Origin of the sequence: Bacillus sp. LJBS17 (assembly GCF_019334685.1) — a bacterium.
GTDB classification, from domain to species: Bacteria; Bacillota; Bacilli; order Bacillales; family Bacillaceae; genus Bacillus; species Bacillus subtilis.
Map to the genome: position 1 here is coordinate 2,477,174 of NZ_CP079759.1, position 20,749 is coordinate 2,497,922.

Annotated in this window: 24 protein-coding genes; all 24 read right to left on the reverse strand. The window is 44.4% G+C overall.

All coding sequences use genetic code 11. The features are described 5' to 3' along the window. Nucleotides 1–90: 90 nt before the first annotated feature. The 24 genes from spo0A to efp all read right to left on the reverse strand — a co-directional run bounded on the left by spo0A (nucleotide 91) and on the right by efp (nucleotide 20,738). A complete protein-coding gene (gene spo0A / locus KXZ66_RS12755; protein ID WP_003226427.1) occupies nucleotides 91–894 on the reverse strand; it encodes a sporulation transcription factor Spo0A in 804 nt (267 codons plus the stop codon). Nucleotides 895–1,169: 275 nt separating this feature from the next. Continuing rightward, nucleotides 1,170–2,450 carry a SpoIVB peptidase gene (gene spoIVB, locus KXZ66_RS12760; RefSeq protein ID WP_021480004.1) on the reverse strand — a complete coding sequence of 427 codons (1,281 nt, stop codon included), beginning with the start codon at nucleotides 2,448–2,450 and terminating at the stop codon, nucleotides 1,170–1,172. 174 nt (nucleotides 2,451–2,624) lie between these two features. After that, nucleotides 2,625–4,355: a DNA repair protein RecN gene (recN, locus tag KXZ66_RS12765; protein WP_017696435.1), complete on the reverse strand. Its 1,731-nt coding sequence runs from the start codon at nucleotides 4,353–4,355 to the stop codon at nucleotides 2,625–2,627. Between the two features lie 34 nt (nucleotides 4,356–4,389). Beyond that, complete coding sequence (gene argR / locus KXZ66_RS12770; RefSeq protein ID WP_014114358.1) at nucleotides 4,390–4,839, reverse strand: arginine repressor ArgR; 450 nt, start codon at nucleotides 4,837–4,839, stop codon at nucleotides 4,390–4,392. Nucleotides 4,840–4,936: 97 nt separating this feature from the next. Then, nucleotides 4,937–5,782, reverse strand: coding sequence for a TlyA family RNA methyltransferase (locus tag KXZ66_RS12775; protein WP_219144586.1), 846 nt, complete (start codon nucleotides 5,780–5,782; stop codon nucleotides 4,937–4,939). Further along, a complete protein-coding gene (gene dxs, locus KXZ66_RS12780) occupies nucleotides 5,779–7,680 on the reverse strand; it encodes a 1-deoxy-D-xylulose-5-phosphate synthase (protein WP_003245985.1) in 1,902 nt (633 codons plus the stop codon). The genes KXZ66_RS12775 and dxs overlap by 4 nt, the downstream gene beginning before the upstream one ends. A 174-nt stretch (nucleotides 7,681–7,854) precedes the next feature. Continuing rightward, entirely contained in the window at nucleotides 7,855–8,745 is an 891-nt protein-coding gene (locus tag KXZ66_RS12785; RefSeq protein WP_032726127.1) for a polyprenyl synthetase family protein, read from the reverse strand. Next, on the reverse strand, nucleotides 8,735–8,989 hold the full coding sequence (locus KXZ66_RS12790) for an exodeoxyribonuclease VII small subunit (RefSeq protein WP_003226409.1): 255 nt from the start codon (nucleotides 8,987–8,989) through the stop codon (nucleotides 8,735–8,737). Before KXZ66_RS12790 ends, KXZ66_RS12785 begins: the two co-directional genes overlap by 11 nt. Beyond that, nucleotides 8,986–10,332, reverse strand: coding sequence for an exodeoxyribonuclease VII large subunit (gene xseA / locus KXZ66_RS12795; protein WP_015251733.1), 1,347 nt, complete (start codon nucleotides 10,330–10,332; stop codon nucleotides 8,986–8,988). Before xseA ends, KXZ66_RS12790 begins: the two co-directional genes overlap by 4 nt. A gap of 137 nt (nucleotides 10,333–10,469) precedes the next feature. After that, nucleotides 10,470–11,321 (reverse strand): bifunctional methylenetetrahydrofolate dehydrogenase/methenyltetrahydrofolate cyclohydrolase FolD, encoded by an 852-nt coding sequence (gene folD, locus KXZ66_RS12800; protein WP_003230259.1) that lies wholly within the window; start codon nucleotides 11,319–11,321, stop codon nucleotides 10,470–10,472. A gap of 11 nt (nucleotides 11,322–11,332) precedes the next feature. Continuing rightward, nucleotides 11,333–11,728: a transcription antitermination factor NusB gene (nusB, locus tag KXZ66_RS12805; RefSeq protein ID WP_003230256.1), complete on the reverse strand. Its 396-nt coding sequence runs from the start codon at nucleotides 11,726–11,728 to the stop codon at nucleotides 11,333–11,335. A 263-nt stretch (nucleotides 11,729–11,991) separates the two neighbouring features. Next, on the reverse strand, nucleotides 11,992–12,399 hold the full coding sequence (gene yqhY / locus KXZ66_RS12810; RefSeq protein ID WP_003230254.1) for a fatty acid biosynthesis protein YqhY: 408 nt from the start codon (nucleotides 12,397–12,399) through the stop codon (nucleotides 11,992–11,994). 20 nt (nucleotides 12,400–12,419) lie between these two features. After that, nucleotides 12,420–13,772, reverse strand: a complete 1,353-nt coding sequence (gene accC / locus KXZ66_RS12815; RefSeq protein WP_003230253.1) for an acetyl-CoA carboxylase biotin carboxylase subunit — start codon at nucleotides 13,770–13,772, stop codon at nucleotides 12,420–12,422. Between the two features lie 11 nt (nucleotides 13,773–13,783). Beyond that, entirely contained in the window at nucleotides 13,784–14,263 is a 480-nt protein-coding gene (gene accB, locus KXZ66_RS12820; protein WP_003230252.1) for an acetyl-CoA carboxylase biotin carboxyl carrier protein, read from the reverse strand. Between the two features lie 155 nt (nucleotides 14,264–14,418). Beyond that, nucleotides 14,419–15,075 (reverse strand): stage III sporulation ratchet engulfment protein SpoIIIAH, encoded by a 657-nt coding sequence (gene spoIIIAH, locus KXZ66_RS12825; protein WP_003230250.1) that lies wholly within the window; start codon nucleotides 15,073–15,075, stop codon nucleotides 14,419–14,421. Continuing rightward, on the reverse strand, nucleotides 15,076–15,765 hold the full coding sequence (spoIIIAG, locus tag KXZ66_RS12830) for a stage III sporulation protein AG (RefSeq protein ID WP_003230248.1): 690 nt from the start codon (nucleotides 15,763–15,765) through the stop codon (nucleotides 15,076–15,078). It lies immediately after the preceding gene. Then, complete coding sequence (gene spoIIIAF, locus KXZ66_RS12835) at nucleotides 15,758–16,378, reverse strand: stage III sporulation protein AF (protein WP_003230233.1); 621 nt, start codon at nucleotides 16,376–16,378, stop codon at nucleotides 15,758–15,760. Before spoIIIAF ends, spoIIIAG begins: the two co-directional genes overlap by 8 nt. Before the next feature lie 13 nt (nucleotides 16,379–16,391). Continuing rightward, complete coding sequence (gene spoIIIAE / locus KXZ66_RS12840) at nucleotides 16,392–17,591, reverse strand: stage III sporulation protein AE (protein WP_151870176.1); 1,200 nt, start codon at nucleotides 17,589–17,591, stop codon at nucleotides 16,392–16,394. 18 nt (nucleotides 17,592–17,609) lie between these two features. Continuing rightward, on the reverse strand, nucleotides 17,610–18,011 hold the full coding sequence (gene spoIIIAD / locus KXZ66_RS12845) for a stage III sporulation protein AD (RefSeq protein ID WP_003230228.1): 402 nt from the start codon (nucleotides 18,009–18,011) through the stop codon (nucleotides 17,610–17,612). A gap of 6 nt (nucleotides 18,012–18,017) precedes the next feature. Continuing rightward, on the reverse strand, nucleotides 18,018–18,224 hold the full coding sequence (spoIIIAC, locus tag KXZ66_RS12850) for a stage III sporulation protein AC (RefSeq protein ID WP_003153142.1): 207 nt from the start codon (nucleotides 18,222–18,224) through the stop codon (nucleotides 18,018–18,020). 22 nt (nucleotides 18,225–18,246) lie between these two features. Beyond that, nucleotides 18,247–18,762, reverse strand: coding sequence for a stage III sporulation protein SpoIIIAB (gene spoIIIAB, locus KXZ66_RS12855; protein WP_014477309.1), 516 nt, complete (start codon nucleotides 18,760–18,762; stop codon nucleotides 18,247–18,249). Continuing rightward, a complete protein-coding gene (gene spoIIIAA / locus KXZ66_RS12860) occupies nucleotides 18,756–19,679 on the reverse strand; it encodes a stage III sporulation protein AA (protein ID WP_015714242.1) in 924 nt (307 codons plus the stop codon). Before spoIIIAA ends, spoIIIAB begins: the two co-directional genes overlap by 7 nt. A 75-nt stretch (nucleotides 19,680–19,754) precedes the next feature. Continuing rightward, nucleotides 19,755–20,036 (reverse strand): YqhV family protein, encoded by a 282-nt coding sequence (locus KXZ66_RS12865; RefSeq protein ID WP_004398639.1) that lies wholly within the window; start codon nucleotides 20,034–20,036, stop codon nucleotides 19,755–19,757. 144 nt (nucleotides 20,037–20,180) lie between these two features. Further along, nucleotides 20,181–20,738, reverse strand: coding sequence for an elongation factor P (gene efp, locus KXZ66_RS12870; RefSeq protein WP_003226377.1), 558 nt, complete (start codon nucleotides 20,736–20,738; stop codon nucleotides 20,181–20,183). Nucleotides 20,739–20,749: the final 11 nt, after the last annotated feature.

Sequence of the window (20,749 nt, forward strand, 5' to 3'; positions counted from 1 at the left end):
AATGTCCCCAAAACAAAACGCCTCCTATTTATCAGCGCAAACTAATAAATAAAAGACGTTTGATTTAATGACCACTTAATAAGCTCATGTTTAAGAAGCCTTATGTTCTAATCTCAGCTTATCCGCAACCATTGCAATGAATTCCGAATTTGTCGGTTTAGCTTTTGTCATGCTGACAGTATAACCAAACAACGAGGAAATGGAATCAATGTTTCCTCTGCTCCATGCCACTTCAATTGCATGGCGGATCGCTCTTTCTACACGGCTTGCGGTTGTGTTAAATTTTTTGGCGATGTCCGGATAGAGGACTTTTGTAATGCTGCCGAGCAATTCGATGTCATTGTATACCATTGAGATTGCTTCGCGCAGATAGAGATAGCCTTTAATATGGGCTGGGACGCCGATTTCATGGATAATGCTTGTGATGCTCGCGTCGAGATTTTTCTTCTTTGGTTCAGGCTGGCTGCTGCGTATAATACTGCTTTGCGATGATGGCGCACGATGCGTCACACTGCTGGCATTTCCGCTGACCTGGCGGATATGGCCGACAAGGTTTTCCATATCAAACGGTTTGAGAATAAAGTAGGACGCGCCTAAATCGACGGCCTTTTTCGTGACATCTTCCTGTCCAAAGGCTGTCAGCATAATGACATTCGGCTGTTTTTTCAGATCTGATTCCCTCAGCCTCTCTAAAACCGCAAGTCCGTCTAAATGCGGCATAATAATATCTAATACGAGCACATCGGGATCTTTTTCTTTAAACAGCGACAGGCATTCCTGTCCGTTATAAGCAACGCCGATCACTTCCATGTCTTCCTGTCCTTCTATATATTCACTTAACAGGCTTACCAGCTCTCGATTATCATCAGCAACACAAACTTTAATTTTCTCCACGTTTCTTCCTCCCCAAATGTAGTTAACAGGATTCACCCTTGCTACATGTTTACATTCGACAAAACCGCTATATACCCTCTAAAAAAATCATAATCACCAATATTAGTGGCATATCTTTGTTATTCTATGTTTTTCTCTGTTTTTCGACTAAAAATGAAATTTGACAAACAAGGAAACGTGAATTTGTCGAAAAATCTTCTTTTGTATATTTTACCGTATGTATTCTGAGAAGTGAAGAGGGATCAAAATAAAAAAACTGCCGGAAACTCCGGCAGTCAACTTGCTTTTTCTTTTCCATAAATATCGATTCCTGCTTCTGACAGCATCCATTCAATATGAACACCGTAGCCGCTTGTCGGGTCATTTACAAATACATGGGTGACAGCACCGATCACTTTTCCATTTTGAATAATCGGGCTTCCGCTCATCCCCTGTACGATGCCTCCTGTTTCTTTCAACAGCCTTGGATCGGTAATTTTCAACACCATTCCTTTTGTCGCAGGGAATTTTTGCGGCGTTGTGCTGACGATTTCAATATCGAATTTTTCTACTTTGTCATCATCAATAACCGTTAAAATTTCAGCCGGCCCTTTTTTGACTTCGGTAGAAAACGCAACCGGCAATGCTTGATCTGATATGTTGTTTTGAATCGGCTGATGCAGTGTGCCGAAAATCCCAAACGGGCTGTTTCTGTTAATATCCCCGATCGTTTTGCGTTCTGAGGAAAATCGCGCCAGTTTTTCTCCCGGATTACCGCCTGTCCCTTTTTCAATTGATGTTACAGTGGATTTAACGATTTCTCCATTCTCCACTACAATTGGTTTCTTTGTGTCCATATCGGAAATCACGTGGCCAAGTGCTCCGTATTTTTTTGTTTTCGGTTCATAAAAGGTCATAGTGCCGATGCCGGCAGCAGAATCTCTGATATATAACCCGATTCTGTATTTGCCTTCTCCTTCATCCTTTTCTGGGATCAGCTTCGTTTTGATTTTCTGTTTATCACGTTTGATCAGTAAATCTAAAGATTCACCAGTTTTCCCAGCCTTTTGAATAAATGGGGCTACATCATTCATTTTTTCAATTTTCTGTCCATTCATCTCAATAATGATGTCGCCCGCTTCAATTCCAGCCGTTTCTCCCGGAGATTTTTTGCCTTCACTTGTATTGATTTGATGAAATCCGACGACAAGAACACCGACGGAATGAAGTTTTACACCGATTGATTGTCCGCCAGGTATAACCTTTAAATCAGGAAGAACATGCACTTTTGTTTTTTTTATTGGAAATCCGGCAAGATCGTATACCAATTCTGACTCACCTGATTTTTTGCCCGTCACCTTGATTTCATGCGGATCTTTCTTTACTGTAAACGCTTCTGAGGATTCTGATGGCTGAGCGTTTACCGATAAACTCGTTTCAATCGCTTGTGTTTGGGTTTCAAATACTCTCATTTGCGTTGGAATCAGTAAATATTCTTTTAGCGGTTTGCATAAACCTACACTTAATAACGAAACAAGGAGAATTAAACCTACTGCTTTTCTGATGTTATCGGGCATTCACTACTTCACTCTCCTCGCTCCTATCCCACACCTTCTTTATGACTTGCTGCTACATCATTTAATTTTGCCTTCTGACGGCTTATTTATAACTGTCATATGAAGAAAAACATTGGATATACTGATGAACGAATGGATGTACACGAAAAAAATAAGCTGCGCTTCTCGCGCAGCTTACCCAGTTGTTTTGACTTGATCCGCTTGTTTTAAAAGTTCTTTCGCATGGCGTTTCGTTAAGTCGGTTACTTCGACACCTGCAATCATGCGCCCGATTTCCGCTACCTTTTCCTGCTTAGAGAGCGGCTTGACACGTGTCGTCGTTCTGCCGTCTTTTAACTCCTTCGCAATATAAAGATGCGTATCGGCCATGGCAGCCACCTGAGGCAGGTGTGTAATGCACAGCACTTGTGAACCTATTGACACCTTATGGATCTTCTCAGCGATTGCCTGTGCGACCCTGCCGCTTACACCGGTATCAACCTCGTCAAAAATGATCGATGTCACATCCTGTTGTGAGGAGAAAATGCTTTTTATGGCAAGCATCACCCGTGACAGCTCTCCACCTGAAGCGACTTTCGAAAGGGATTTCAGCGGCTCGCCTGTATTGGTTGAAATTAAAAACTTCACCAGGTCAATCCCTTGTTCAGTCAGCTGAACGGGCTGGCCGTTTACAAGCGGCGCCTCTTCATTGCGTGACGCTGTTCTGACCTTAAATTCCGTATCAAAAGTTGATTTTTCCATGTACAGGCTTTTTAATTCCCGATGAATCTCATCAGCCAGCTTTTTCGCCCATGTTTTTCGGATTTGTGACACATTTGCCGCTTCCACTGCGACATCTTTGCCGACGGAGTCAAGCTCCTTTTTCAAGCTTTGAAGGTGGCTGTCCCTGTTTTCAATTTGGTCAATCTCTTCTTCAATTTTAGAAGCATATTCCAAAATGTCTTCAACAGTGGCACCGTATTTTCGTTTCAGCTGTTTGATTTCATTAAGTCGTGTCTCAATATAGTTCAGGCGTTCCGGATCAAATTCAAGCTCATCCAGCATATTTCTCATCTGAAATGTGGCATCCTCAAGCAAATAGTAGGAGTTCGAAACACTTTCAGACAGTTTTTTCAGCGGTTCGTTAATATCAGAGATATCTTCAAGCTGCGCTGAAGCCATTCCGACCCAGTCCAATCCGCCCTGCTCACTGCGAAGCGCGTTATATGCATTTTGCAGCGATTCATATATCTTCTCAAAGTTTGAAATTTCCTGGCGCTCTTCTTGGAGCTGTTCATCTTCGTTAAGCTCAAGCTTTGCCGATTCGATTTCTTCGAGCTGAAATTGAATAAGATCAAGACGATGGGCCATTTCCTGTTCGCTTTCAGAAAGCTGCTTAAGCTTTTTGAGCAGCTTCATATACCGCTGGTACCCTTCCTGATACGTTTTGAGCGCGCTTTCCACTTCGGCCCCGGCAAACTTGTCCAAAAGCTGGAGATGATTTTCGTCTTCCATTAACAGCTGGTTATCGTGCTGCCCGTGAATATCTAATAAAAGCCTGCCGATCTCTCTTAGCGAGGCAATCGTGACAAGCTTGCCATTGACACGGCAAACGCTTTTCCCGCTCGTGCTGATATCCCTTCTCATGACGATCATTTCGTCTGAAACGTCGATTCCCTGCTCAGCGCATACGCCTAAAACAGGATGGCCGCTCTCCAACAGAAACAGCCCTTCAAGTTCGGCTTTTGCTTCCCCATATCTAACAAATTCAGATGATCCGCGGCCTCCGACTAAAAGAGAAATGGCATCTATGATAATGGATTTGCCGGCTCCGGTTTCTCCTGTTAAAACCGTAAGCCCGCGTTCAAAAGAAACCGTCAGTTCCTCAATAATGGCAAAGTTTTTAATCGATAGTTCAGCTAACAAACAGCATTACACCTCTTATCTTTGTTAGATTCTGTTACAGCAGTTCAAGCAGTCTGTTTTTTACACCGTCTGTATCTTCAGGAGTCCGGCAAATAATTAAAATCGTGTCATCTCCGCAAATGGTCCCCATAATTTCATCCCAGTCCAAATTGTCCATCAGCGCCCCGATTGCCTGAGCATTGCCCGGCATCGTTTTCAGTACGATCATATGGCTTGCAGAGTCTATTTTCACAAATGCGTCCATCAAGGCCCGCTTTAGCTTAGACAGCGGATTGAAACGCTGGTCCGCCGGAAGACTGTATTTGTAAGAACCGTTATTTGTAGGCACTTTTACAAGGTGAAGTTCTTTAATATCCCGTGATACCGTGGCTTGCGTTACTTTGTATCCATCCTGCTTTAGCATGTCGACCAATTCATCCTGCGTTTCGATTTCATTGCTTGTAATGATCTCTCTGATTTTAATATGCCTCTGGCCTTTGTTCATGTAAGCACCTCTATTTCCAAGCTTATCTGTTCTTTTATGTTATATGATTCTCTGCACATTGTACATGAATGCAGAAAAAAGGAATAATAGCGCCCTATTATTCCGGTACATCTGCTTTTTTTTCTTTTAACGTCTTATGTGCTTCTTCTACAACGCACATGATCTCTTCTTCCGGCAGCTCCTGACCTTCCTGTCCCTCTCCCGGCCAATGCAAATGAAGGAGAAACTCAATATTTCCGTCTCCTCCCGTGATTGGAGAAAATGACAAGCCTTTACAGATATAGCCTTCAGCGGCAGAAAAACTGATCATTCGCTTGAGCACATCAGCATGCACTTTAGGATCTCTGACAATCCCTTTTTTGCCGACGGATTCCCGTCCCGCTTCAAACTGAGGCTTAACTAGAGCCATGCAGTCGCTGCCCGGTACGAGTAAAGTCCTTAGGACAGGCAGGATGAGCCGCAGTGAAATAAAGGACACATCAATTGTGGCAAACTCCGGCATGCCCTTTGTAAAGTCTGCCGGTGTTGCATAACGAAAGTTCGTCCGTTCCATCACGACGACCCGTTCATCCTGTCTAAGCTTCCATGCAAGCTGATTATAGCCTACATCCACAGCGTATGACTGTTTAGCTCCATTTTGCAAAGCGCAGTCCGTAAAACCGCCGGTGGAGGAGCCAATATCAATCATAATTTTATCTTTGACAGAGACGGGAAATTCCTTCAACGCTTTTTCGAGCTTTAAGCCGCCCCTGCTCACATACCTCAGCGGGTTTCCTTTGACAGTTAACGGAAGGTCGCGGTCAATTTTTTCTCCAGGCTTGTCCAAGCGGTTTTCGTTTGAATAGACGATCCCCGCCATAATGGCTCTTTTGGCTTTTTCACGCGTTTCCGCCAGCCCTCTTTCCACTAATAATACATCTAATCGTTCTTTCTTTGACGTCATGATCCAATTCCTTTGTGTGTCTTTGGCGGCATCAGTAATCTAATACGATTTGCCACCTGCTGTTTTGTCAGTCCAATTTCCTCAAGAAGCGCTGTTACGCTTCCGTGTTCAATAAACCGATCAGGTATACCCATTCTGTCGATCGGAGTATGATATTCACCTTGATCATGAGCGAATTCTAAAATCGAGCTTCCGAAACCGCCTTCTAAGACCGCTTCTTCAATTGTTAAAATTGGCAAGCCTTCTTTTAGGATACTCTTCATCATCTTTTCATCAATCGGCTTAATAAAACGCGCATTCACAACGCGCACGGAAAGGCCTTCTTTCTGCAGCTCTTCGGCTGCTTCAATCGCCATTTCGATTGTTGTGCCGAATGTTAAGATGACAGCATCGTTCCCCGGACGCAGCACCTCCCACGTACCGATCGGAATCGTTTTCAACTGTTCATCCATTTTTACGCCGAGTCCGTTTCCGCGCGGAAAACGCATCGCTATCGGGCCTTCGTCATAGCTAAGTGCTGTATGAACCATGTGCTGGCCTTCATTTTCGTCTTTCGGCATCATTAAGACCATGTTTGGAATGTGGCGCATAAACGCAATATCAAACACGCCTTGATGTGTCTCTCCATCAGCGCCAACGAGTCCTGCACGGTCAATTCCAATAAACACATTGGCGTTTTGGCGGCAGATGTCATGGACAACTTGGTCATATGCCCTTTGCAGGAAGGTTGAGTAAATCGCCAAAAACGGCTTCATACCCTGCATTGCCATAGCTGCCGCCATCGTTGCGGCATGCTGTTCTGCGATTCCTACGTCGAACATCCGGTCAGGGAATTCCTTTGCGAAACCTTCAAGCTTTGAACCGACAGGCATAGCCGGCGTAATGGCTACAATGCGTCCGTCCTCGCGCGCCATTCGCTGCACAGTTCCGCTGACAAGACCGCTCCACGAAGGAGCTGCGGCTTTCGGCTTTACAAAGTCACCGGTATTAATTTTATATGGTCCGGTACCATGCCATGTCCCAATCGTATCGGTCTCAGCCGGTTTGTACCCCTTCCCTTTTTTCGTGATGACATGCAGAAGAACAGGGCCTTTCGTTTTTTTGGCGTATTGAAGATTCTCAATCAGCTCATGATAAGAATGTCCGTCCACCGGGCCCAAATACGTAAAACCGAGCTCCTCGAAAAACATTCCGGAGACGAGCATGTATTTCAGGCTGTCTTTGACTCGTTCCGCCGTGGCGGCAAGCTTGCCCCCAACTGCCGGAATCTTTTTAAATAAGTATTCAAGCTCATCTTTGACCCACTGGTATTTCCCCGCAGTACGGAGCCGTCCGAGCATAGAGTGAATGGCACCGACATTCGGTGCAATACTCATTTCATTATCATTAAGGATGACAATCATGTCTTTTTTCTCGTCGCCGATGTGGTTAAGGGCTTCGAGCGCCATTCCGCCGGTCAGCGCGCCGTCACCAATGATCGGAATAATATATTCATCCGTTCCTTTAATATCACGGGCAGCTGCCATTCCCATCGCGCCTGACAGAGAAGTCGAGCTGTGCCCGGTTTCCCAAACATCGTGCTCGCTTTCACTCCGCTTTGGAAATCCGCAAAGCCCTTTGTACTGGCGAAGCGTCGCAAATTCTTTTCCGCGTCCTGTCAGCAGCTTATGGACATACGATTGATGGCCTACATCCCATAAAAATTTGTCTTTCGGGCTGTTAAATTCCTTATGCAGGGCAACAGTAAGCTCTACGACACCTAAGTTTGGGCCGATGTGGCCGCCGGAAGCGGATAAACTTGTAATTAAAAACTGACGGATTTCATCACTTAATTTCTCTAATTCATCAATGGACATGTTTTTTAAAAACGACGGGTCCTGTATTGATAAAAGATCCAAAGCGGATCAACTCACTTTCAGCATGAATTTCTGCAATGATACATGTCTTTTGCATGCCGAGCTGACAATAATCTCAGACATAAAAAAAGACAAACGCGCTTTTCCTTTTCATTTTTCATATAAACTGCTTACATTTTACCATATCTCGTGCAGCCGCTTCAAATTAGGATCGTTTTAGTGATCTCTTGCCGCAATTAAATCACAAAGCTCATATAAAAGGTCTTTTTGAAGAGAGAGTCCGTCGATCAATCGCTTCGCCTCTTTTATATGAACATCCAATTTATGTTTGGCCCCTTCCAATGAAAGAAGCGACGGGTATGTCGATTTGTCATTTGTGGTATCCGAGCCGACACGTTTGCCGATTTTCTCTTCACTGCCTTCTAAATCTAAAATATCGTCTCTGATTTGAAATCCGATTCCAATGTGGCTGCTGAAGGTACGCAGTGTTTCAATGTCTTCCTCAGGCGCATCAGCCAAAATAGCACCGGCGATTACACAAAAGCCAAGGAGCTTGGCAGTTTTCCGTTCATGAATGGATTCGAGCTCTTCAAGCGTGACTTGTCGGTTTTCCGCTTCCATATCAGCTACTTGCCCACCGACCATGCCTTCGGTGCCTGCCGCTGAAATCAGTTCATTCACAAGCCGCAGGCGCTTTTCTGCTGACACCTCGTCTGACACGTGGGAGGTAATCAGCTTAAAGCTTTCTGTGAGCAGCCCGTCACCCGCTAATACTGCCGTCGCTTCACCAAACACTTTATGGTTTGTCGGCTTCCCACGGCGCAAATCGTCATCATCCATGCATGGAAGATCATCATGAATTAACGAATACGTGTGAATCATTTCGACAGCACAGCCCACCGGAATGCCGTCTTTTTCGCTTTTTCCATATGCGTTTAAAACAGCCAGTACAATCAGAGGCCGCAACCGCTTTCCGCCGGCCTGTAGAGAATACAGCATAGACTTCTTTAATGAGTCCGGCATATCAAGCTTTTCTGTATAGACAGAAAGCTGATTTTCAATTGTTTTTTTCCGGTCCGCCAGAAAGCTCGTTAATTTATTTGTCACCTTCGTCTTCCTCCTGAACACTGAAAGGTGCCAGTTCGCCGTCTTCTTTTAAAATGAAGTCCATTTGCTTTTCGACTTTTTGCAGCTTTTCATGGCACATTTTTGACAGAGCCATGCCTTCTTGGAAATAGTTAATGGCTTGCTCTAGAGGCACATCTCCCTCTTCAAGCTTTGATACAATGCTCTCAAGCCCTTTCATCGCTTCTTCAAATGTCATGTTTTCATTTTTTTTCACGTCTGTCATTTTTCTTCCCCTCTCTTTTCTAATACTTCACAGGTCAGCACGCCATCCTTCAGCTTGACTTCAAGCCGGTCCTGCTCTTCTATTTGACTGACACTTTTAATGAGTTTATCTTCTTTATAAGCCAAGCTGTATCCTCTCTCCATCACTTGAAGAGGACTTAGTGCATTCAGCTTGCCAAGAACGGTTTGAAATTGGGAATGCAGCTGCTTCATTTGGATATTCATATTTTTTCTCAGCTGATTTGTTTGTTCCTGGTATCGTGTTCTTGCTTGTTTCAGCTGTTCATGAGGATGCAGTGCCTCTAATCTGTACGTTTCACGCTCCAGCTGTCTGCTTTTCCGATCTAAAAGAGCGGTCAGCTGTGCTTGAAACTGCTGGTACGCGAGGTCAAACTGCTGCTCTTTTTGGGCATACAAACGCTTTGGAAAACGAAAGGCATAGGACGATTGCAGCGTTTGTATCCGTTCTTTTTTCTGGCCGAGATGCTGCTGCATTGCTCTTGTCATTCTGACTTCCGCTGTTTTTGTCCGTTCGATTAAATCAGTGGTATGAGGCACAGCAATCTCAGCTGCTCCTGTCGGCGTCGCAGCTCTGATATCGGCGACAAAATCACTGATCGTAAAATCCGTCTCATGTCCGACTGCCGATATAATCGGAATATTGGAAGCAAAGATGGCGCGTGCTACAATTTCTTCATTGAATGCCCACAGTTCTTCTATCGAACCGCCGCCTCTCCCGACAATTAATACGTCGCAAATCTCTTTTTCATTTGCCTCTTCAATGCGCGTAACGATGGATCTGCTCGCATTTTCACCTTGTACGAGCGCTGGAAGAACAATGACTTTTACAAGGGGATATCTTCTTTTTAGAGTTGTAATAACGTCTCTGACAGCGGCACCCGTTGGAGATGTCACAACCCCGATTGTGGCTGGAAATGCGGGGATTTGTTTTTTGTAGCGGTCGTCAAATAAACCTTCTCCGGCAAGCTTCTTTTTTAATTCTTCGTACGCTAAATAAAGCGCTCCAACCCCGTCAGGCTGCATTTCTTTGGCATATAATTGATAGTTTCCGCTCGGTTCATATACGGAAATTCCGCCTCTTACCAGCACTTTCATTCCGTTTTCAGGTTTAAAAGGCAGACGCTCGCTTTGTCTCGCGAACATCACCGACTGCATTCTTGCGTTTTCGTCTTTTAAAGTGAAATAAATATGCCCTCGTGTGTGTATCTTTACATTCGACAATTCGCCTTTAATCCAAATATTTTCAAGGTGAGGATCTACATCGAATTTTCGTTTTATATACTTTGTCAGCGCTGAGACGGTCACATACGCTGCTTCACCCATGTCTAAAAACTCCTCTCCTAAGCATTCCTGCACCATAACTAAAGAAAACCCGCCCTGGCTTTAGGAGCCTCAAGAAGCGGGTATCGTGCTCATATTCAAGGCGGGCAAACATTTCGCCTGTGAATATCTCCAATTATCTATGATAACGTACGTTTCGCAGATTTAACAGTATTATGCGCAAGCATCGTGATGGTCATCGGACCTACTCCGCCCGGAACCGGCGTGATGAAGGACGCTTTTTCCTTTGCCCCTTCAAATTCAACGTCTCCGCAAAGCTTTCCGTTTTCCAGACGGTTAACGCCGACGTCAATGACAACAGCGCCCTCTTTGATCTGGTCTGCACTGATGAAGTTGGCTCTGCCGACTGCCACCACCAGGATGTCCGCTTTTTTCGTATGTTCAGTAATATTTTCTGTTCTTGAATGACAGTAAGTAACCGTCGCGTTTTCATTTAATAAAAGCTGGCCGACAGGTTTGCCGACAATGTTGCTTCGGCCGACTACAACAACCTCTTTACCGGAAAGGTCAATATTGGTTTTCTTCAAAAGCTCAACAATTCCATGAGGCGTGCAAGGAAGAAACGTATCTTCGCCAAGCAGCATTTTCCCTACGTTTAACGGATGAAAACCGTCTACATCTTTATCAGGGGAGATACGTTCGATCACCGCTTTTTCAGAAATATGGTCTGGGAGCGGAAGCTGAACGAGAATGCCATGAAACTCAGGGTCTTGGTTATATTGATCAATAATGGAAAGCAGTTCAGCTTCTGTGAGGCTGCTGTCAAATTGATCGAGCTTGAAATTCATTCCCATTGTTTCTGCCGCTTTTTTCTTTCCTCGCACGTAAGAGTGAGAAGCAGGATCATCTCCAATCAAAATAACCGCCAGTCCGGGAGTGACGCCTTGCTTTTTAAGCTCTTCTACCTCTTTTGCCAATTGTTCGCGTTTTTCTCTAGCCGTTTCTTTTCCGTCGATGATTGTTGCAGTCATTTTCTTTCCTCCTATGATTGTTCAATATCAGATTTAATGTTAGAAAGAACCCCGTTTACAAACTTTGTCGCTTTGTCATCACCAAACCGTTTTGCCAGCTCAATCGCTTCGTTCATGGAGACATTCACCGGAATGTCTTCGGCATATGCCATTTCATATGCTGCCAGGCGCAAAATCGCACGGTCAACATTGGCAATCCGATCGAGCTTCCAATTCACCAGATGCTTGGAGATCATTTCATCCAGCTGGTCTTGGTGTTCCAATACCCCGTGTACAAGCTGTTCAAAGAAAGGATCTGTTTTTTCTTCATCCAGTGCGTGTTCTATGGCTTCATTCACTGCAATATCGCTGACATCAATTTGAAATAGTGCCTGCAAAGCTTTTTCTCTTGCTGTTCTTCTTTTCATTTTCTTTCTCCTTTGATCCTCTTTATCCGCTTGTCGTTAAGCCACAAAGAGATCATAACATATTTTTTTCGTATCCGCATATTGAAATCAAGGTTTTTTTACCCTATTACCGAATATTTTCACACACCTTAATATGATTATTCGGATTTCACATTCATGAAGAAACTCGGCTATGTAAGCCGGCTTTCTTCATGCTTTGAAATAAAGGGTAACGTGTAAAAAAACCAAAGGGCCGCCCTCCCCTTGGTTTCGTGTTAAGCCATTTACATTTCTTCGTCGATTTGGACTTCTTGGGCTTTTGTGTCAAATTGAATGCCGACGATGTGAATATTGATCTCGTTAATCGAAAGAGACGTCATATTTAATAAGGTTTGACGAATGTTTTCCTGAACGGATGCTGCAACTTTCGGAATCGAAACGCCAAATGTAACGACACAGTATACATCGATCGTAATTCCGTCATCCGCCAGGTCGACTTTGACACCTTTGCCATGATTCACTTTGCCAAAGCGCTCAACGACGCCTGTCGCAAAGTTTCCGCGCATTTCGGCAACCCCATCAACTTCTGATGCTGCAATGCCGGCAATGACCTCAATGACCTCCGGTGCAATCTCAACCTTACCCAAATGCGTATCTTCGTGATCCATTTTAAGCAAGCTGTTGTCTTTCATTCAATTCACCTCCGTAAAAATTATGAGCCCATTACATCATATGTTTCTAAAAATTTCGTATTAAACTCTCCGCTCACAAATGTTTCGTGTTCAAGCAGTTTTAAATGGAAAGGGATTGTTGTCTCAATGCCTTCGATGACGAATTCGCTCAATGCGCGCTTCATGCGGGCAATCGCTTCATCCCTCGTTTTCCCGTATGTGATGACCTTTGCAATCATGCTGTCATAGTACGGTGGGATGGAATAGCCAGGGTACGCAGCTGAATCGACACGGACACCAAGACCGCCAGGAGGCAGGTACATTTTAATTTCACCAGGTGACGGCATGAAATTTTTACTTGGGTTTTCTGCGTTGATTCGGCATTCGATGGCCCAGCCTTCAAATTCAACATCTTCTTGCTTGAGGCTCAGTTCCATTCCTGATGCCACTTTGATTTGTTCCTTGATCAGGTCAGTTCCCGTCACCATTTCTGTGACTGGGTGCTCTACCTGAATTCTCGTGTTCATTTCCATGAAGTAATAGCGCTGTTCATTGTAGTCATAGATAAATTCAACTGTTCCAGCACCTGTATAGCCAACCGCTTTTGCAGCCTTTACCGCTGCATCTCCCATCTGCTCCCTGATTTCTGAATCAAGGGCAGGAGATGGTGATTCTTCCAAAAGCTTTTGCAGGCGTCTTTGGATCGAGCAGTCGCGTTCGCCCAAATGGATCGTATTTCCGTAGTTATCAGCAAGCACTTGGATCTCAACGTGGCGAAAATCTTCTATGTATTTTTCGATGTATACACCTGGATTTCCGAATGCAGTTGCCGCTTCCTGCTGTGTAATCTTAATGCCATTAATCAGTTCCTCTTCAGTGCGGGCAACCCTAATTCCTTTTCCGCCTCCGCCTGCGGTGGCTTTTATAATTACAGGATACCCAATTTCATTAGCAAGCGAAACCGCTTCTTCCACATTTTCTATAATTCCCTGTGAACCCGGTACGATTGGCACGCCGGCCTGTTTCATCGTTTCCCGCGCAACGTCTTTTGTTCCCATTTTTGAAATGGCGTCAGCGCTCGGGCCGACAAACGTGACATTCACTTCTTCACATAATTCAGCGAAATCAGCATTTTCAGCTAAAAATCCGTATCCCGGATGAATGGCGTCCGTGCCAGTCAGCTTTGCAACACTCACAATATTTGTAACGTTTAAATAGCTGTCTTTTGATGCTTTCGGTCCGATACAAAAAGCTTCATCGGCCATTTGAACATGAAGGGCATCTTTATCAGCTTCTGAATAAACAGCGACAGTCTCAATTCCGAGCTCTCTGCAGGCTCTGATGATTCTGACAGCAATTTCTCCTCTGTTGGCGATCAATAGCTTTTTAATCATGTTCAGTCTCCTTACTCCGCTTTTACAAGAAATAGAGGTTGTCCGTATTCGACCAGCTGGCCGTTTTCTACTAATACTTCAACGATTTCGCCTTTCACTTCTGCTTCGATTTCGTTGAAAAGCTTCATTGCTTCTACAATGCAGACAACTGTGTTTTCATTTACTTTTGAACCGGCTGTTACATACGGGCCAGCTTCCGGTGATGAAGAAGCATAAAATGTTCCTACCATTGGTGAAGTGATTTTATGCAGATTCTCATCTTGCTTTGGTGCTTCTTGGGCAGGTGCCGCTGCTTGCTGCGCTTGCGGCTGAACTGCCTGCGGAGCCTGTGCTTGTACAGGTGCTGCCGGTGCCTGCTGCATGACTTGAACCGTGCCTGCTTCGTGTTTTTTCAGTTTTAAGGATACACCTTCATTTTCATATACGAATTCGTCAATTGTAGACTCGTCAATTGCTTTAATCAGCTCGTGGATTTCTTTGATATTTAACATTCAATCGCACTCCTATGTATGAAATTTCTTTTTTATAGGTTACTACTAAAAGTACATACTATGTTCATCTTACAGGAGCGGACTTTTGAATTCAACTCTAATATGACAGCAACGCAAAAAGCCCGCTTGTTTAGCGGGCTTCTTTTTCCTCTTTCTTACTTGGATGGTTCAAATGTGACAGCGACATCTTTCATTGTTTTGATTTCTTTTGCCACAAGGTCTATAATGGCTGTCGCCTTCGATTTGGAGTGTTTGTCTGATTTGACTGTAATATTGATTTTATCTCCTTCAGCATTAACAAGCGCATCCTCGTAACCTTGTGTTTTAATCAGCGTTTCAAGCTGTTTTTCTGTTCCTTCCACTTCACTGAGAGCCGTCATTTTATCGTATGCTTCGCTTTTCTCCTTGGCTGTTGCATCATCGCTTGACACAATGGCATTCAGCTCTTCTCTTTCTTTGCTTCTGGCATCTTCTAAATCAAGACGGTACGTTGTAAACAGATCATCATCGGCTGTTTCCGTAACAACAGTTCCTTTTTCACTGGCTTCAGCGGATGTTTCCTTGTCTGCTGATGAATCTTTCGTTCCCTTTGTTCCATCTTCTTTTCCTTTTTCAGTTTCTGTACCGCTTTTTTCCTTCGTGTCTTGCTTGGCAGGCGCTTTTTCAGTTGCGACCTCTCCGCTGTCAGACGCACTTTTTTCACTTTGCATCTGCACGGCGTTTTTGCTTTCCGGCGACATGATATAGTAGACGCTTAACACCACGACAAGACTGAGCATTGTTAATAGCCAAACGGTTTGTTTTTTAAGCATTTATGAATCCTCCTTTATTTTTTTAGGGGCAACCGCAACCCGGTGGCTTGGAACATCCAGGACCCGTGTCACCGCTTCGATAATGGTTTGTTTTATTTGAACGTTGTCCACTCCTTGAGCAACAACGAGTACACCGCGTATATCAGGTTTTTTCGTTTGGACGACGACAGGTGTTTCTTTATCGCCGTTTTTGATCATGACGATTTCTTCCTCCGATGATTGGTCTGTAACGCTTCTTTTCCCGCCTTCTTTGTCAGTTTCTTCAGTGGTTGTATTTTTGTTTGATTTGTTTTTTTCGTATACTTTCAGCGACGTTGCATCTACATTCACGACAACCGAGACATCGTCCACACCAATGATTGTTTCAAGGATTTCTTTCAGCTGATTTTCGTATTCTTTTTCATAGTCATCGATCGAGTCTTTAGGTTTATCAGATTTTGAGGCTTTAAACACTTCAGCTGTTTTCTCTTTGCTGTCTGCGGAATGTTGTGATGATACGGCCGTTATCGTTTTGGCGTTTTCAGTTTTCTCAGGTGAAGAAAACAGCTGGCTGACAAGCATAAAGGAAACTCCGAGAACAAAAACGAATAGAAAGTAATGATATTTGGTCAGCTTCGGCTTTTCGCCGTCCTTCGTTTGTCCCGGAAGAAACTGCTTTTTCAATACATTCCATAATCCGTTTTTATTCATTGCCGACACTCTCCCCGCCTTCCATATGAACCGTAATTTTCTCACTTCCGATTTCCCAAATGTCCGCGAGCTGCGTTTGTATCTGTTTGGCTTCTTTTTGTTCGGCTGCTTCTTTTGTTACGTATGCATGATCTGTATCAATGTGGACCGGCGCGACCGTTTGGACCGTTTTTTCAGAAGACGGGGCCATATACACGCTGATTGTTTTAATATCCTCTTCTGAATCTACCTTTTCTCCTGCCGTGAGTTTGATGCGGCCTACTTTATATTCATCATGACTGAATCTCTCCTCCGCTTTCTTTTTTAGTTGGACAGCCATTTCTTCTAGAATATATGCGCGCTGGGAAGCTTGTATTTCTATTTTTTTTGAATTGATTTGATTTTTTATGTCGGCAGACTCTGACTGCCCGTTTTTTGTGAGGTATTCAAAGATGACTTCGGGGTCTGTCTTGAAAAGTTTAAAAATCGGCGTAAGCATGACGACAATCAAGAGCAGGCTGACTACCATTTTTGCGTACTTTTGCATGCTGGAGCTCGGCAGCAGCATATCAATCACAATTGCAAATAGGATAAACAACACGATGGTGGTAAGCCATTCCGTTAAAAAACTCATTCGCCTGCCTCCTTCATTTCATCATCATCGTGAGGTTTCCGGCTGTGATTATGACAGTAAGGCTTAAAAAAAACATGAGAGACACAATGGCCAGAGCTGCAAAAATATAAATGACGCTTTTGCTGATGACGTCGAGGCAGGTGATGACGGGCCCGCCTCCTAGCGGCTGAAGAATCGCGGCTGCCAGCTTATAAATAAAAGCGAGGGAAAGCACTTTGATTGCCGGAAATGCCGCGATACAGATCAAAATAGCGACACCGAGAATCCCTACCGTATTTTTCAGCAGTAAAGAGGCGCTGATTACTGTATCTGTTGCGTCTGTAAACATTCGGCCAAGCACAGGAATAAAATTTCCGGTTATAAATTTAGCCGTCCTGAGCGTAATGCCGTCTGTCACTGCAGCTGAGGCTCCCTGAACAGAGATGACGCCGAGAAAGATGGTAAGAAAAACAGCCAGTGCTCCGATGGCGATATTTCTGAGCAGGTTGGCCAGCTGCGTTACTTTGTATTGTTCAGTCATAGTGCTGACAATGCTCAGAATCGCTGATAAAAAAATCAGCGGCATGACGATATTCTGAATCAAGAGACCGCTCGTGTTCATCAGGAAGAGGATAACAGGATGAAAGAAGGCAGCAGATACAGCTCCGCCTGAGGAAGCCAAAAGCGCCAAGAGGAGCGGAATGAGCGCCAGGATAAAGCTGGTCATCGTCTGAATCGCCTCAGTTGCATAGTTAATTGCCACATGAAAGCTATTAAGCGCAAGGATAATCAGCACCATGTACACAATTGAGTAAGCGACCTTACTGACGGTGCTTTGCTGAAAAGCATTTTGCAAAAGCTGCAGAATGACGCAAAAAATCGTGAGCAAAATCAATGTGCCCAGCAGCTTTCCGTTGGCAAGCACTTCATGAAACAAATAAGAAAAGAGAGCTTTCAGCCATTCTTGCGGTGAGAATGATTTATCGCCATTGATAAACTCCATTAAGCTGCCTTTTTGGCTTTCCGGCAGCAGTCCGCCGTATTCTGTCATAATGTCATTCCAAAATTCCCCGATCTTATCTGTTTCAAGCGAGGCTGCTGTCCTTTCCGCTAATTGCTCGGCTGTTTCAGCATGGTCTTCCGTTTGGTCTGCATTACCAGCTGCTTGTACAATTTCTGCACGGCCTGCTATGATCAGCACGGCCAAAAGCAAAACCCATTGAGAGCGCTTCAATCTACCGCCTCCTTTCGGTTATGACATAGAAGGTATAAGTCCGAGAATCGTTTCGATAATGACGGTTAAAATAGGCACAGCCATTACGAGTATTAAAATTTTCCCCGCCAATTCTATTTTCGAGGCGATGGCTCCTTGACCGGCATCTTTTGTGAGCTGTGCCCCGAATTCAGCAATATAGGCGATTCCGATAATCTTTAAAATGGTTTCAACATAGACCATGTTGACATTTGCATTAATCGCAATTTTTTCTATCATTCGAATAATGTCGTAGATTTGGTCTACCAAATAAAGAAAAATGGCACATCCGGCAAAAACGACGATTAAAAACGCAAAAGTCGGCTTTTGTTCTTTTACAATTAAAGAAAGGAAGGTGGCGATCAGCCCTAAACCTACAATTTGAACAATGTCAATCTGCAAGCCCCCCTATCCTTGGAATAAAAACACAGCTTTTATCTTTTTAAATAGGTCATCTACAATCGTGGCGACCATAAATAAAATATAGATAAAACCTAACAGCGTCACCCACTGAGCGTATTCTTTCTTGCCCATCTGATCCAATATCGTGTGTAAAAAAGCGACCACGATTCCCACTCCGGCAATTTGAAATATGACATTCACGTCTACTCCCATTTTATTTTTGCTCCCCTCACGTTTACATCAATAGAAGAATGAGTAACAAGCCCGCTAAAAAGCCCAAACTTTTTATCATCTTTTCATTTTTCGCTTGCGCCTGCTCAGCATCCGCTTCAGAGGCTTCCAAATGTGTCAGCGCCAGCTTGATGTGCTTTTGCTGAGAGATTCGATCATGAATCCCGAGCGTCTCGCCAAACTGCTTCAGCACTTCGTATTCGCTTTTTTTCAAAGACAGGGTATCCCATACCTTCTTTAAGCTTTGCTCCCACGCCGTTTTCGCGGAATCACTTCCCTTGTCCAGCTGATCACTGAATGCGGAAAAAAGAGCTGAAACAGGCTGTGCGAGCTGTTTGGCAATCTGCTGTGAAGCAGTATGAAGCGGTGTATGGCCGTACATGATTTCAGCCTCGAGGGATTGAAGCGCCGCACGCAGCTGGCGGATTTGCCGCGGCCGTTCTGTATAAATCTTCGCCATCTCAAAACCTGTCCATGTTGTCGCTACCACAATGAATACAGCGCCCAGCAGCTTCAGCATGTTTTCACGCCCGTCGTCCTAGACAGCACATTTCCGTCTTTGTCATAAATTTGGCTCACTGTGCCCGGCCCTTTTGCTCTTGATAATTCCAAATAGCGGTCAAAGGCTCTTTCTTCCCACAAACGCTTCAATGAAGGCCGCTTCATCAGGTCGGATATGCTCCAGCCATGCGCCGATACGATTACTGAAACACCGGCATGCAGTGCCTCCAGAAGTGCATCTGTATCTTCCATACGCCCGATTTCATCGACAATCATCACCTCAGGGCTCATGGATCGAATCATCATCATCAGCCCTTCAGCTTTTGGACAGGCGTCTAACACGTCAATTCTCTGACCAAATTGATGCTGCGGAATACCGCGAAGACATCCGGCAATTTCTGACCGTTCATCGACGATTCCTGTCTTTACGGGCAGCATGGGTTTTTTGCCGGTGCTTGAGAGCCTCGCAAGGTCCCGGAGAAGTGTTGTTTTGCCGGTTTGGGGCGGTCCGATAATCAGCGTATTCAGCCAGCTGCTTTGATATAAGTATGGAAGCAGCGGCTCCGCAATCCCCAGCTTTTGCCGGGCAATTCGTATATTAAAAGATGCGATGTCACGGAGGCCTTTCACACCTCCGTTTTCCGTAATCACTCTGCCCGCCAGTCCGACTCTGTGGCCGCCTCTGATCGTGACATACCCTTTCTTCAGCTCTTCTTCAAGTGTATACATACTATAGTTGCTGAGCCGGCTCAGGATCAGATGGGCATCCTCGGCCGTGCCCGCATAGGACAAATACACAGGTTGTCCTCTTCGAATCAATTCAACAGGGCGGTTGATCCGAATTCTGACTTCTTCGATTTCCAGCCATTGTTGTTCCGGTATTTCAGAAAGGGCGTTTTTCATGGATTCAGGGAGAACCTCAGCGATTTCATTCAACAGAGCCTCCTCCTTTCTACCGATTGGCTTCTTTAAAATGTATGATGTGAGGCAGACTTTATGACAAGCCTCTCTTTATTTATGAACACCCGCCAAAATCAAGACAACACCCGTAAAAATCAGAATCAGCTTTGCATACGAAAGCTGCCCGGCAATTTGGTAGATTCCGACAGTCATCGTAATGATAAAAATCAACGGACCGACAATAGCGAGAATGCTGTTAACCACAACCGCCTTCCGGACATCGTTGGTCACAAGCATGACAATTGCTGCCGTCAGCTCAATCATAGAGGATAAAACTCGTAATCCCGCCATTGTTAAAACAGTAGAATTGATATTTCCAAGTAAAAATTTCATAGCACTCTCCCAACCTCCCATTTTTTTATATGATATGCTCTAGCTTGCTGAAGTAGTCTTGTCATTTTCGTATAAAAGAAAGATTCTGTTTTTGGGCACAAAAAAAGCCTGCTCCCATTTGGGAACAGACTTCTTTTTTTCTTTCTATGCTCTTGAAACGTAAGAACCGTCTGATGTATTGACAACAAGTGTGTCGCCTTCATTCACAAAGAACGGCACGTTTACAACAAGCCCGGTTTCAGTTTTCGCAGGTTTTGTACCGCCTGACGCTGTATCACCTTTAATACCAGGTTCAGTTTCAACAACTTTCAGCTCAACTGTGTTTGGAAGTTCGATACCAAGTGTTTCATCCTGGTACATCATGATATGCACAGACATGTTTTCTAGCAGGTATTTTAATTCTTCTTCGATTTGAGTTGCGCTCAGTTCAAGCTGCTCATAAGAAGAAGTATCCATAAATACGTGCTGATCTCCGTTTGCATATAGATATTGCATTGTTTTGGTTTCGATTTGCGCTTTCGCTACTTTTTCACCAGCGCGGAATGTTTTTTCCTGAATCGCGCCAGTGCGAAGGTTGCGGAGTTTAGAGCGGACAAATGCCGCACCTTTTCCAGGTTTTACGTGCTGGAAGTCAACGACGCGCCAAATGCCGCCATCTACTTCAATTGTTAATCCTGTACGGAAATCGTTAACTGAAATCATGTTTAATGTCC